This is a genomic window from Nocardia sp. NPDC101769, assembly GCF_044766925.1.
GTDB lineage: Bacteria > Actinomycetota > Actinomycetes > Mycobacteriales > Mycobacteriaceae > Nocardia.
Window position 1 is genome coordinate 364,703 of record NZ_JBIWMX010000001.1, and the last position, 13,375, is coordinate 378,077.

Here is a 13,375-nt window from a genome sequence, read left to right on the forward strand (position 1 = left end):
GAAGAGCCTCCATAAGGCGGGAGGGACGCACGTGCGGCGCTTCGAATTCGCGGTGGATCGCGACCATGCCCGGGCGGTCAACGAGGTCGTCGCGTACCTGCGGCGGCTTCGCATCTGGGCGTACAGCGCGGCCATCTGGCTGGGACTGGGCACCGCATTCCTGATCTGGGTGAACCACCCCTGGTCCTGGCTGCTGGCGGTGGCGTTCCTGCTCGCCGCGGTGACCGCGCTGTTCATCGGGTACTGGACGCCGCATCGCGGCCGGGTGGACAAGCTGTACGCCGCCGGCGATCTGGTGCCCGCGGTGGTGTCGGAGACCCACGGGAACGGGGCCACCCTGCTGGCCCTGGTCGATCTGGCCAAGCCGAATACCGCGGGGCCGCGCTACGCACTGGTGACCCGCACGGTCCGCTCACTACCCGGGCATCGGACCCGGGCCGGGGAGCGCGTGCCCGCGGTGACCGTGCGGGTGGACCGCGCGCCCGGCCCGGTCGGGGATCTGTGGCAGTCGGTGAGCGCCATGCCCATTGCCTGGGGCACCCGGGATCTGAACATCATCGAGCGCGCCCGCGGGGCCATCCACGAGGTGGAGTGGAAGCTGCTCACCGACAATCTGGACCTGGCCACCAAGGTGCGCGGCGCGGACGCCAAGCGCCTGCTGCTGGACCCGCAGCAGCTGCCGGAAGAGCTGCGCGGCTGAACAATCCGGGCGACAGGCAACAAACCGGGCGACATTCGCGGCCGTCGAAAATAGAATGATCCGATGATTCCCGCCGCGAATATGCTGGCGTTTCTCGTCGCATCCATTGTCATTGTCATAATCCCCGGTCCCGGTGTGCTTTTCGTGATCGGCCGGGCGCTGACCTACGGGCGGCGCGCGGCACTGCTGTCGGTACTGGGCCATTCGGCCGGCGTCATGGTGGTCCTGGGGCTGGTGGCCGCCGGGCTGGGCGCCATTCTCGCCGCCTCGGCCATCGCGCTCTCGATCGTGAAGCTGGCCGGCGCGCTGTACCTGATCTACCTGGGCATCCAGGCCGTCCGGCAACGGCGTTCGCTGCGCGAGGCCTTCGAGTCGAAGGTCGAACCCATGGAGAACGGCCGGGTGCTGCGCCAGGCGGTGCTGGTCGGGCTGACCAATCCGAAGGCCATCATCTTCTTCTCCGCGGTGCTGCCGCAGTTCGTGGCACCGAAGGCGGGTGCGGTCCCGGTGCAGATGCTGATCCTGGGCGGGCTGTTCCTGGTGGTCGCGTTGATCTCGGACTCGGTCTACGCCCTGCTTGCGGGTACCGCGCGGAACTGGTTCGCCCGGTCGCCCAAGCGGCTGGAGGTGGTCGGCGGCGCGGGTGGAGTGATGATCATCGGACTGGGCGCGAGCGTCGCCGTGTCGGGCAGCGGTAACTGAGGAATGCGCCGATTAGCATCGGGCTGGTCGGCAGTCGGCACGGAAAGGGGTCGGTGCAGCGCATGAGGCGGAACTGGCGGTACCTGGCGTTGGGGGCGGTACTGCTGGCGGGAGCGAATATGGCTCCCGCGCAGGCGGATTCGGGTGACCCGCTGGCCGGCTCGCCCGGGCTGGGCGATCCCTACTATCCGATGGACGGCAATGGCGGCTATCACGCCGACCATTACGACGTCACCATCTCCTACGATCCGCCGTTCCATCAGCTGACCGGGTCGACCCGGATCGACGCGGTGGCCACGCAGGCGCTGCGGACCTTCAACCTGGACTACAGCGGGCCGCAGATCTCCAAGGTGACGGTCAACAACCTGCCGGCCTGGTTCGACCGCACCGATGAGCACGAACTGGTCGTCACGCCGCTGATCCCGCTGCTGCCCGGCCTGCCGTTCAGCGTGCAGGTGCAGTACGCGGGCGCGGTGACCGGCACCGACGGCGAGGGGTGGGTGTTCTCGCCCAGTGGCGGAGCTTTCGTTGCGGGCGAACCGCATTCGGCGAGCGCCTGGTATCCGCTCAACGACACGCCCTTGGACAAGGCGACTTTCACACTGCACGCCACCGTGCCGCAGGAGTGGGAGGTGATGTCCAACGGCGACAAGGTGTCCGACACCGTGCAGGGCGCGGACCGCACCGTCTCCTGGGAAATGCGCCAGCCGGTGGCGGGTTACCTCACCACCGTCGCCATCGACCGGTTCCAGTTCCTGGAACAGCGGCGTGCCAATGGAACTCCGTTGCTGAGCGCGTTCGCGCCGGACGCGTTGAAGGCCAGGGAGGTGGAGTCGCGGTTGCCGGAGATCCTGGACTTCCAGGAGCAGCTGTACGGCCCCTACCCGTTCGACACCGCGGGCGGCATCTACGTCGACACCGATCTGCAGTTCTCGCTGGAGACCCAGACGCGGCCCATCTACGCGCCCTGGACCGATCTGGACACCGTGGTGCACGAGATCACCCATCAGTGGTGGGGCGACTCCATGTCGGTGAAGCAGTGGTCGGACGTCTGCCTGAACGAGTGCTTCGCCAGCTACACCGCCGACTACCTGTGGCCGGAACGCAAGGACGGCAAGGACGTCGACGCCAAGTACCGAGAGACGGTCGCGAAATACCATGACGATCCGAAGTTCTGGGAGATAGCGCTCCAGAACCCCGGCAAGGGCAGCGAATTCACCTCGGTCTACTACCGCGGTCCGCTGTTCCTGCACGCCCTGCGCCGCACCATGGGTGATGACGCCTTCTTCCCGGCGATGCGCGACTTCGTCATGGGACACCAGTACGGCAATGCGTCCATGCCCGAGTTCCGCGCGTTCGTGCAGAGCCGCACACCCCACGACCTGACGGGCTTCTTCACCGCCTGGCTCGACCGCACCGACCGCCCCGCCGACGAGTTCCTCTACCCGGGCACGCTGCGCGCGTGAGGCGTTGCCCGCCGCGGGAATTCGCGGCGGGCCACCGCGTCGGTGACCGATTCGGTCAGGCCGGAAGCGGGCGGGTGCGGTCCGACAGCACCAGCGCGGCCATGGCGCCGAGCACCGAGCCGGTGACGAACCGCTGCGCCCGCAGCCAGAGCGGCCGCCGCGCCAGGAACGTCGAGATGGCGCCCGCGCTGAGCACGATCAACCCGTTCACCGTGATGGCGATGCTGATCTGGACCGCGCCCAGGCACAGACTCTGGAGCCACACCCGCCCGTGCGCGGGCACCACGAACTGCGGAATGAGCGCCATGTACAGGATGGCGATCTTCGGATTCAGCAGATTGGTGACGAGACCCATGGTGAACAGCCGCCGCGTCGGATCCGCGGGCAACTCCGTCGGTGTGAACAGCGAAACCCCGCCGGGCCGGAACGTCTTCCACGCCAGATGGAGCAGATACACCGCCCCCGCCACCTTGAGCGTCAGATACAGCGCCGGCACCATGGCGAACACCGCGGTGATCCCTGCGGTCGCGGCCGCCAGATACACCCCGAACCCGACCGCCACCCCCGCCAGCGACACCAGCCCGGCCCGCCGCCCCTGCGACACGGTCCGCGACACCAGATACATCATGTTCGGCCCCGGCGTGAGCACCAGCCCCAGCGCCGCCGCAGCCACCCCCAGCACCGCACTCGTCTCGATCACCCGGCCAATTCTCCGGGCCCCACCCACCCGCTGTCACGGTCCACTCACAACCATCTGGACCCCGAACCCGGAGCCATCCGGCAGTCCGGCGCTAGCGGACGACGTCGGCGGTGTGGCCCGCGCGCAGGCGGCGGACACCCTCGGCGATGGTCTCCTCCTTCTTGCAGAAGGTGAAGCGCACCAGGTGATTCCAGGCGGCCTTGTCGTCGGCGAAGACGCTCACCGGCACCGCGGCCACCCCGAGGCGTTCGGGCAGCTCCTTGCAGAAGGCGTAGGCCTCGGTCCGCTCCGCCTCCCCGCGCTTGCCCAGCGGCGTGATGTCGGCGCACACGAAATAGGTGCCGTCACTGCGCTTCACCCCGAACCCGGCGTCGGCGAGCGCCGCCGAGAGCCGAAGTCGCTTCTCCGACAGTGTGTCCCGCAGCGCGGCCACCCACTGCTGCTCGGTGTTCAGCGCGTGCGCGACCGCGGGCTGGAACGGCCCGCCGCCGACGAAGGTGAGGAACTGCTTGGCCGCGAGCACCGCGTCCAGCAGCGGCGCGGGCGCGCAGGCCCAGCCGATCTTCCAGCCGGTGACGCTGAATGTCTTGGCGGCGCTGGAGATCACGATGGTGCGCTCGAACATGCCGGGCAGGGTGGACAGGCTGATGTGCTCGTGCCCGTCGTAGTAGAGGTGCTCGTACGCCTCGTCCGACATGACGTACAGGTCGTGTTCGATGGCGATGTCCGCGATGGCGGTGAGGTCGGCGCGCGAGAGCACGGTCCCGGTCGGATTGTGCGGCGAATTCACCAGCAGCAGCCGGGTTTTCGGAGTGATGGCGGCGCGCAGGCTGTCCAGGTCGAGGGCGAAGCCGTCGCCGTCGGCCACCAGGCGCGCGGTGCGGCGCCGCGCCCCGGCCAGCGCGATGGCGGCGGCGTAGGAGTCGTAGTAGGGCTCGATGAGCACCACGTCCTCACCGGGTTCGACCAGTCCGAGCACGGTGGCCGCGATGGCCTCGGTGGCGCCGACGGTGACCAGCACCTGGGTGTCCGGATCGTAGTGGGTGCCGTAGCGGCGGGCGCGGTCGGCGGCGATGGCCTGCCGCAGGGCTGGCACGCCCCGGCCGGGCGGGTACTGGTTGAACCCGTCGGCGATGGCCTGCCGCGCCACCTCGAGCATGCTCGCGGGGCCGTCGCTGTCCGGAAAACCCTGACCGAGGTTGACCGCGCCGTGGCGCACGGCGAGCTCGGTCATCTCGGCGAAGATCGTCGACGCGAAGGGCTGCAGTCGGGCGACGGTGGGAATGCGCGGCATGTCCGGAGCCTAATCCATGGGCGAAAACGGCCTTCGACGGTGAGATACCTCACAGCCACGGCCGTGGTTCACTGCGGCAGCCGGATGCCCGTCAGCTTGGCAGGGTTCACCACGTCGTAGACGCCCCACACCCGGCCCTCGCGCACGGTGAAGGCGTATACGCGCTGTGGGTTCCCGGTGGACCCGTTCTGGGCCGGGATCGCGTGCGCGAGAATTCCCCACTGCCCGTTGACCAGGACCGGTTCGAGCTGCCGGGCGGGTCCGATGTGGTCGGCGTCGAAGAGCCCGAATCGGCGCCACAGACCCAGCCAGAGGCGGACGTTCTTGTCCACGCCCGCAACCACATTGATGGCGGTGGACACGACGCCGCCACCGTCGCCCACGGTACGCACGTCCGGGTGCAGCGCCGCCACGATGGCGTCGACGTCGCCGCTGCCCAGCGCGGCGAGCAGCCGCTGCACCGCGGCATTGTGCTCGTCGTCGGTGACCGGTGCGGGCGCGGCCGCCACCGCCTTGCGGGCCCGGGTGGCCAGCTGCCGTGCGGAGTCCACGGAAATGCCCAGGATGTCGGCGATTTCGCTGAACGGCAGCGAGAAGCCATCGTGCAGAACGAATGCCACACGTTGCGGCGGGGTCAGCGTATCCAGCACCACGAGGGCGGCGAATCGGAATTCCTGTTTGCGCACCACGGCCGCCAGCGGGTCCGGGGCGCTGGAGGGCGTCACCGCGGTGACCACGGGCTCCGGGAGCCATTGCCCCACATACTTTTCCCGCCGGACCGCGGCGCTGCGCAGCCGGTCCAGGCAGATGCGGCTGACCACCGTGGTGAGCCAGGCGCGCAGATCCTCGATCTCGGATTGGCGGGCCACCGCGAGCCGCAACCAGCTCTCCTGCACCGCGTCCTCGGCATCGCTGACACTGCCGGTGAGCCGGTAGGCCACCGACAGCAGATGCGGCCGATGCGTTTCGAACAAGTCGGCAAGGAGAGCGGCAACCATCGGATCGATCCTACGGCCGGGCTCCGACAGCCTCCCCACCGCCCCGGTGGCCAGAACCCGCTGTGCCCGCACACGTTTCCGTGACAGCATGACCGCATGGACGCGGAATTTCTCTCCGACGGCGTGGTCCGGCTGTCACCGCCCGCAGTTTCCGACATCGACGCCATCACGGCCCTGTGTCAGGAACCGTCCATCGGCGCCTGGACCACCATGCCGGTCCCGTATCACCGCGCCGACGCCGAGAAGTTCATCTACGACATCGTCGGCCCCGGCTGGGCCACCCGCAGCCCCACCTGGGCGCTGCGCCGTGCCGCGGACGGGCCCGTGATCGGCATGATCGGCCTGACCCTGCCCAATCGCCGGCGGGACGAGGATACCGCCGAGATCGGTTTCTGGCTCGCCCCGGCCGCCCGCGGCGAGGGCCTGATGACGCGGGCCGCGCTCTTGGTCACCGCGGCGGGTCTGGATCCCGCCGGGCTGGCCTTCGAGCGACTGGAGTGGCGTGCCTTCGCCGGCAATCACGCCTCCGCAGCAGTGGCCCGCCGCGCCGGTTACCACTACGAGGGCCTGCTGCGCGGCGGCTCGCTCCAGCGCGGCGTCCGCCGCGACACCTGGGTGGCGGGTCGCCTGCGCGACGACCCCGCGACGCCCAGCCCGCACTGGCCCGAGGGTGTCTGACACACCCGGAAGGGTGTTCGGCGCACACCCGCCGGACTGGGTGTGCGCCGAACACAGTGTGCACGCCGGACTCGTTCCGCGCGAGGCGAACTCGCGACGAGCGGGTGCTGGTCAGGTGGCCGGGCCGCCTAGCCGCGGGCCTCGCGGCGGCGGGTGACGGCGTCGGCGAGCCGGTCGAGCTGGGCCGCGGTGGTGTCCCAGTCGATGCAGGCGTCGGTGATGGACTGCCCGTAGGTGAGCTCCTCCGGGTGGCCGAGGGTGAGGTCCTGGCGGCCCGCCACGATGAAGGACTCCATCATGAGACCGACCACGGTGTCCTCACCCGCCGCGATGCGCTCGGCGAGATCGGTGACGACGTCGACCTGCTTGTTGTGGTCCTTGTTGGAGTTGCCGTGCGAGGCGTCCACGACCAGCCGCTGCGGCAGCGAGGACTTCTCCAGGCGCAGCAGGGCTTCCGCGCAGGAGGCGGCGTCGAAGTTGGGGCCGTTGCTGCCGCCGCGCAGGATGACGTGGCAGTCCGGGTTGCCGGCGGTGCGGATGAGCGCGGAACGCCCGTCCAGGTCGGTGCCGGGGAAGACGTGCGAGGCGGCCGCGGCGCGCACGCCGTCCACCGCGACCTGCACATCGCCGTCGGTGCCGTTCTTGATGCCGACCGGCATGGACAGCGCCGAGGACAGCTGCCGGTGCACCTGGCTGGCCGCGGTCCGCGCACCGATCGCACCGTAGGCGACCAGGTCGGCGATGTACTGCGGGGTGATCGGGTCCAGGAACTCGCACGCGACCGGCAGCCCGAGCGCGGTGATGTCGACCAGCAGGCGACGGCCCAGGTCCAGGCCGGTGTTGATGTCGAAGCTGCCGTCCAGGTGCGGGTCGTTGATGAGACCCTTCCAGCCCAGCGTGGTGCGCGGCTTCTCGAAGTAGACGCGCATCACCACGTGCAGCCGGTCGTCCAGCTCGGCGGCCTTGGCGGCGAGCCGGCGCGCGTAGTCCATGGCGGCGTCGGGATCGTGCACCGAACACGGGCCGACGATCACCATCAGGCGGTCGTCGGAGCCGTTGAGCACGTCGACGGTGGCCTTGCGGCCGGCGCGCACGGTGTCGGCGAGGGTGTCGTCGATCGGGTGGGCGGCACGGATCTCGCGGGGCGACCGCAGCGGGCTCACGCTGAGCGTGCGCTGATCGTCCAGATCGGCATGCCGTTCGAGATCGGCGGTGGTTGTCATGGGTGGGTTTCCTGTCCCAGGCCGACCCACGGAGAGTTGTTCGAAACCCCTTCGAGCCGGTCTGTTTTCGTCCGGCTCGGGGTGGAGGATGTCAGCGCAGGTTCACGCCGCGCGACCCACCCGGGGCCGGCTGGCTAAACCAGAAATACGTACGCTGCATGTTCCGGACTGTACCAGAGATCTCGAATCGTGCATGTGGCGTGGGACACCATCGATGAGATGGGCATCTCACACGCTGGGACGGACCAGGTCAGCGGAGGATGTAGTGCAGGATCACATCGTGCACGTGGCGGGTCTTGTCGTCGCCCCGGAACTCCACCTCGTAGATGTGGTGCCCGGTGCTGATGGCGATATGCCCGGAGGAGAAGAACTGTCCCGCGAACGACTTGTTGGTCAGTATGCTGACGCTCGAGATCCGCGCGTACGGGATGCTCGTGATGGCGATCTTCTTCCCGACGAACGAGTTGTCCTGGATGACGACCCGCCGGTCGGTGAGCCCCAGGAATCCGGTGCCCACCCCGATGGCGTCGTACACGGCCAGGATCTGTTCACCCGGCAGCAGTCCCTGCTGGATCTTGTCGAGCTGATCCCGCCGGTCGAATGGAATGCTCATTTCCCCGGCCTCCGGGTCAGCGGCGAACGAACGGATAGGTGACCTTGGTCAGTTGCTCGGACAGCTCCCACAACCGCCGCGCGGTCACCTCGTCCTTGGAGGCGGCGGTGGAGGTGCTGGGCCCGGGGTAACCGCGCATGCCGCGCAGCCCGGTCGGGCCGTAGAAGCCACCCGGCTCGACCTCCGAGGTGGCGGCGAACAGCGTTGGCAGCGCGCCCATTTCGGCGCTCTGCGCGAACAGCCGGTTGCCGATGGACATGAGCGCGTCGTACAGGGACTCGGTGTGCCCCTGCAGCTCGGTCGCGGCGTAGCCGGGATGCGCGGCCACCGAGACCTTGGCGGATCCGGCGGCGGTCAGGCGGCGCTGCAGTTCCCGCGCGAACATGAGATTGGCCAGCTTGGACTGCCCGTAGGCGGCCCAGCGCTGATAGGATCGCCCTTCCCAGTTGAGATCCTCGAGATCGATACGGCCGATGGCGTGCATGCCGCTCGAGAGCGTGACCACCCGGTCGCGAATCTTGTCCAGCAACAACCCGGTCAGCGCGAAATGACCGAGATGGTTTGTGCCGATCTGCATTTCGAAGCCGTCGGCGGTGCGCTTGAGCGGCACCGCCATCACGCCCGCATTGTTGATCAGCACGTCGGCGCCGTCGACGGAGTCGGCGAATTCGTGGATCGAGGTCAGGTCGGCCAGATCCAGCCGGCGCACCTGGGCATTGGGGCCGATCTCGTCGGCGACGGCCCGCGCCTTGACCTCATTTCGGCACGCCATGATCACGCGCGCCCCGGCACCGGCGAGCGCACGCGCGGTGACGGCGCCCAGCCCGCTGTTGGCGCCGGTCACGATGACCGTCCGGCCCGCCTGATCGGGGATGTCGGAGATGTCCCAACCACTCACGGGGTCGAGTCTAGGGGCGCGGCGGCGTACTCGTCTGATGTCGGCGCGAACCGCTCCGGGATTCGGAATTTGCCCACGCCTCCCGAGGGTTCTCCGGCGCGGCGTGTCCGCGTCGCGTGCGAACCCTGTGACCTGCTCGAGCGGAAGCGTCCGCGACCATGGCACGCTGCTACCCACGGGTTTGCCGGGCGTTCTGACGCTGATCTGGAAACAGGGTTCCCGCCAGACTGTCCCGGTGGTCTGGTGGATCGTGGCCCTGGTCTGCGCCGGATTGCTGAAGTACCACAGCACCAGCGGCCTCGGCCTGAATCCGGCATGGTGACCGCCGCGAACACCGTCACCGAGAACGGCGGTGACAGAGTCGTGGGAGGAGACCGGGCTTTTCAGGACAGGGCGAGGACCTCGTCGTCGGACATGGCGGCCACCTCCAGGTAGAGGCGGGCCACCTCGTCCAACCGGCCGGCCGCGCCGGCGCGCTCCTCACGATCCAGCAGGCGGCGGGCCAGTCCCGCGACCGTGCGGGCCGCGAAGAAGTCGGCGACCACGGTGTCCGGGGAATCCAGCCAATCCCGCACGCGCGCGACGACCGCGGTCGCCAGCACCGAATCGCCGCCGAGGGCGAAGAAGTCGTCGGTCACGCCGACCCGCTCGCGGCCCAGCACCGTGGCGACGATATCGGCCACCGCGCGCTCGGTATCGGTTCGGGGAGCGATGAATTCGCCGTCCCGTTCACCCGCGGCCAGCAGGGTCGCGATGGCCTTGCGGTCCGGCTTGCCGTTCGAGGTGAAGGGCAGCTCGCCCAGCAGCTCGACCCGGGACGGAATCATGTAGGCGGGCAGCAGGTCCGCGGCCGCCGACAGCAGGGCCGGGACCTCGAGGGTGACGCCCTCGCCCGCCACCACGACCGCCGCGAGTTTCGGTGCGGACGCGCCGATCACCGCCGCGATGGCGTGCCGCACGCCCGGCAGGGCGCGTAGGGCGCTCTCCACCTCGCCGAGTTCCACGCGATACCCGCGGATCTTGACCTGATGGTCGGCGCGGCCCAGGAACTCCAGGCAGCCGTCCGGCAGGTACCGCGCGAGATCGCCGGTGCGATACCAGTTCAGGCCCTCGTGGGTGACGAACCGGTCGGTGGCGCGCGCGGCGTCGCCGCGGTATCCGGCGGCCACGCCCGCGCCGCCGATCCACAGCTCGCCGGTGACCCAGTCCGGGCAGTCCTGCCCCGACGGCCCGACCACGCGGCAGCGCACATTGCGGAGCGGAGTGCCGTACGGGACGGCCGACCACTGCTGCGGCACTCCGGCATTCACCACTTCACAGATGGTGGAGTGGATGGCCGCCTCGGTGGCCCCGCCCAGTCCGGCGAACCGGCAGTCCGGGGCCACCGCGGCGAGCCGTCCGGGCAGCGCCACGTCCACCCAGTCGCCGCCGAGAACGACCATGCGCAAACTATCCACAGGCTTCCCGGCCGCCGCCTCCAGCAGCATGTCCAGCAGGCTGGGGACACAGTTGACCACCGAAACCCGGTGCCGCCGAATCATTTCGGCCCACCGGCCCGGCTCGCCGCGCTGTCCCTCATCCAGCGCGACGACCGCACCCCTGGCACTCAGCAGGCCGAAGATGTCGTAGACGGACAGGTCGAACTCCAACGCCGACAGGGCGAGCGCCCGATCGTCAGCGCCGATCCCGAACCGCTCGTTGAGGTCGTCGATGGTGTTCATCGCCGCCCGATGCGGCACCTCCACGCCCTTCGGCTGCCCCGTCGACCCCGACGTGAACAGCACATACGCGATGGCCTCCGGATCCGGAATCACCGCCTCGGCCAACGGTGCCGGATACCGCCGCGCCTCGTTCAGCGCCAGCGTCGGCACCCCGGTGACCTCCGCCCCGGCCGTCACCGCCGCCACCACGGCACCGATCCGCACGATCTCGTCCCGGCGCGCCGCGGGCTGATCGAACCCGATCGGCACATACACGCCGCCGGCCGCGAGCACACCCGCCGTAGCCAGGATCTGATCGGGCCCCTTCGGTAACTGCACGGCGACCGCATCCCCGGGCCGCACCCCCGCCGCACGCAACGCGCCCGCCACCGCGAGCGCCTGCCCGGCCAGCTCGCCATAGGTCAGCACCCGTGCCCCGGATACGTCCGCGCGGTCGTCGTCCCAGATGACCGCGGACGCACCGGGATTCGCAGCGGCGAACTCGAACAGCCCACTGTGCAGCGCCCGCCCGCTCACCGGACCATCGGTGCCGTTCACCCGAGCGCGAACCACCGCCTGCTCCACCGGAATTCGCACCGCCGCCTCGGCATCCCACCCCGCGTCGCGGACATCCGCCCGGACCGAATCGCCGCCCTGCGACGCGGCATGGCGTGCTGCGGCTGTCGGATCGCCCGGTGTGGCGGCCGGCGTGGTCGTCGGCCCGGCCGCGCCGGAATCCGGCGATGGGTCACCGACCGCCTCGGCCTCCGCCCCCACGCCGCGCCGGAATCCGGCGGTGTCGCCGGTGCCCGCCAGACGCAGGACGGCGTCGATATAGCGGGTGAACATGGCATCGACCATGGCGGGTGGGAAGGCGTCGGCACGGACGTCCCAGTTCAACAGGAGGCCGCCGCGGACCTCGGTGACCTGGGCATCGAGCAGCACCTGCGGGCCCTGGGAGATGATCCAGACCGGGTCGCCGAAGGTGGCGGTGACCTGGTCGGCGAACAGTTCGCCGAGATTGATGGCGCTGGTGTAGACGATGGGGGCCAGCACCGGTTCGCCGCGCAGACGGCCCAGGTCGCGCAGCACCCCGAGGCCCGTGTAGCCGGAATGCGCTCCGGCGGCGTGCAATTCGCGTTGCAGGGCGCGGGCCCGGTCGGTGACGGTGGCCGGCTCGGTTACATCGACCTCCAGCAACACCGAGGAGGTGAAGTCACCCACCACCCCGTCCACCTGCGGATGCACCGGTTCCCGATGGAACAGCGGCAAATTCAGCAGGAACCGCCGCTGCGCCGACCACCCGCCGACGGTCTCGGCGAACACCGACGCCAACGCCATCGCGGGGGTGATCCCCCGCGCGTGCGCCGCGGCGAACATGCGTGCCTTGGCCTCCGGCGACAGCCAGCGATGCAGCCGCACCGTCCGCGCGGCCCGCTCCCCCACACCCGGTGCCGGGCCAGGACCCGACCGTACACCGGCCTCGGCAGCCGCGCTGGTGCTCACCTGCGCGGCAGTCTCGGGTGCCGTACCGGAGCTGGTTTGCACCGCCACCTCGGGGCTCGGGTGTGCGCCCGATGTCGCTCCGCGGCTCGGTTGCACGGTGGGAGCCGAGGCACGCGGAAGTTCCGGTGCGCCCGGCAGTTCCGGCAACCGCCGCTGCCACCACTCGCGAGCGGCGGTGTGTTCCGGTGCGGGACCGGCATGTTCGGCCAGGTACTGCCGGAATGTGTAGTGCTGCGGCGGCAATTGCTCGCCGTGATAGAGCCGCGCCAGGTCGGCCACCAGGATCCGGTAGCTCATGGCGTCGGCCGCGAGCATGTCCACATCCAGGTGCAGCCGGGTGCGCCCGTCCGGCAGCAGGGTCAGTGCGATATCGACGACCTGACCGTCTTCCACCGCCAGCAGTTGATGAGTCCGGCGCTCCCGCAACGCCTCCAGCGTCCGCTCCACCGATTCGGCGGCCGCCGCGCGAAGATCGGTGACACTCCAGACGTCCCGCCCCGGTCGCTCCAGCGTCTGCTGGGTCCCGTCGGGCAGGAACCGCGTCCGCAACATCGGATGCCGCCGCACCAGCCCCTCAACCGCCACCCCCAGCTTCTCTGGATCGACACCGGCCCCATCGAATTCGACATAGAGATGAGCCGCGACCGCCCCGAGCTCCTGCCCCTCGCCCCGCCCGACCCAGTACGCGTGCTGCATCGGTGCCAGCCCGAACGGACTCCCGTCATCCGCCCAGGCGACCGCCTCCTCGCTATCCGTTCTCGCAGCTCCGGTCGCAGTGCCCGCGGCCACAACCTGATTCGCGCCGGCCGGTACCGCATCGCGGGTCGCGCCGAGCACCACCGCGTCGCCGATCACATCGCTCGGGGCCGGGCGGCCACTCTGTACGCGCTCCGGGCT

General features: G+C 69.8%; 11 protein-coding genes and 2 pseudogenes. 5 read left to right on the forward strand and 8 right to left on the reverse strand.

Annotated elements, in window-relative coordinates; genetic code table 11:
• Positions 1–31 precede the first annotated feature (31 nt).
• The 3 genes from ACIRRA_RS01405 to ACIRRA_RS01415 all read left to right on the forward strand — a co-directional run bounded on the left by ACIRRA_RS01405 (position 32) and on the right by ACIRRA_RS01415 (position 2,868).
• Entirely contained in the window at positions 32–700 is a 669-nt protein-coding gene (locus ACIRRA_RS01405) for a DUF3239 domain-containing protein (RefSeq protein WP_402761553.1), read from the forward strand.
• 63 nt (positions 701–763) lie between these two features.
• Positions 764–1,402, forward strand: a complete 639-nt coding sequence (locus ACIRRA_RS01410; RefSeq protein ID WP_402761556.1) for a LysE family translocator — start codon at positions 764–766, stop codon at positions 1,400–1,402.
• A 62-nt stretch (positions 1,403–1,464) separates the two neighbouring features.
• The gene (locus tag ACIRRA_RS01415; protein ID WP_402761558.1) at positions 1,465–2,868 is read left to right on the forward strand and encodes a M1 family metallopeptidase; all 1,404 of its coding nucleotides are present in this window, start codon (positions 1,465–1,467) and stop codon (positions 2,866–2,868) included.
• A gap of 55 nt (positions 2,869–2,923) precedes the next feature.
• Here the strand turns inward: ACIRRA_RS01415 and ACIRRA_RS01420 are convergent, their stop codons facing one another.
• The 3 genes from ACIRRA_RS01420 to sigJ all read right to left on the reverse strand — a co-directional run bounded on the left by ACIRRA_RS01420 (position 2,924) and on the right by sigJ (position 5,860).
• Positions 2,924–3,568 carry a LysE family translocator gene (locus ACIRRA_RS01420; protein WP_379382962.1) on the reverse strand — a complete coding sequence of 215 codons (645 nt, stop codon included), beginning with the start codon at positions 3,566–3,568 and terminating at the stop codon, positions 2,924–2,926.
• A 91-nt stretch (positions 3,569–3,659) separates the two neighbouring features.
• A complete protein-coding gene (locus ACIRRA_RS01425; RefSeq protein WP_402761561.1) occupies positions 3,660–4,862 on the reverse strand; it encodes a pyridoxal phosphate-dependent aminotransferase in 1,203 nt (400 codons plus the stop codon).
• A gap of 68 nt (positions 4,863–4,930) precedes the next feature.
• The gene (sigJ, locus tag ACIRRA_RS01430) at positions 4,931–5,860 is read right to left on the reverse strand and encodes an RNA polymerase sigma factor SigJ (RefSeq protein WP_402761564.1); all 930 of its coding nucleotides are present in this window, start codon (positions 5,858–5,860) and stop codon (positions 4,931–4,933) included.
• 96 nt (positions 5,861–5,956) lie between these two features.
• On the opposite strand from sigJ, the gene ACIRRA_RS01435 reads away from it, so the two are divergent.
• Positions 5,957–6,538, forward strand: a complete 582-nt coding sequence (locus tag ACIRRA_RS01435; protein ID WP_356998975.1) for a GNAT family N-acetyltransferase — start codon at positions 5,957–5,959, stop codon at positions 6,536–6,538.
• A 128-nt stretch (positions 6,539–6,666) separates the two neighbouring features.
• Here ACIRRA_RS01435 and ACIRRA_RS01440 read toward each other — a convergent pair whose 3' ends face one another.
• The 3 genes from ACIRRA_RS01440 to ACIRRA_RS01450 form a co-directional block, all read right to left on the reverse strand.
• Positions 6,667–7,761 (reverse strand): 3-deoxy-7-phosphoheptulonate synthase, encoded by a 1,095-nt coding sequence (locus ACIRRA_RS01440; protein ID WP_402761567.1) that lies wholly within the window; start codon positions 7,759–7,761, stop codon positions 6,667–6,669.
• A gap of 250 nt (positions 7,762–8,011) precedes the next feature.
• Positions 8,012–8,374 (reverse strand): PH domain-containing protein, encoded by a 363-nt coding sequence (locus tag ACIRRA_RS01445; RefSeq protein ID WP_356998970.1) that lies wholly within the window; start codon positions 8,372–8,374, stop codon positions 8,012–8,014.
• Positions 8,375–8,390: 16 nt separating this feature from the next.
• Positions 8,391–9,272 (reverse strand): oxidoreductase, encoded by an 882-nt coding sequence (locus ACIRRA_RS01450; RefSeq protein WP_402761571.1) that lies wholly within the window; start codon positions 9,270–9,272, stop codon positions 8,391–8,393.
• Between the two features lie 181 nt (positions 9,273–9,453).
• Between ACIRRA_RS01450 and ACIRRA_RS01455 the strand changes: the two genes are divergently transcribed.
• On the forward strand, positions 9,454–9,594 hold the full coding sequence (locus tag ACIRRA_RS01455; RefSeq protein ID WP_402761574.1) for a DUF5993 family protein: 141 nt from the start codon (positions 9,454–9,456) through the stop codon (positions 9,592–9,594).
• Positions 9,595–9,655: 61 nt separating this feature from the next.
• On the opposite strand, the pseudogene ACIRRA_RS01460 reads toward ACIRRA_RS01455, so the two are convergent.
• Positions 9,656–11,590, reverse strand: a pseudogene (locus ACIRRA_RS01460) (amino acid adenylation domain-containing protein); the annotation flags it as partial.
• Between the two features lie 180 nt (positions 11,591–11,770).
• Positions 11,771–13,267: pseudogene (locus tag ACIRRA_RS01465) on the reverse strand (condensation domain-containing protein); the annotation flags it as partial.
• Positions 13,268–13,375 lie beyond the last annotated feature (108 nt).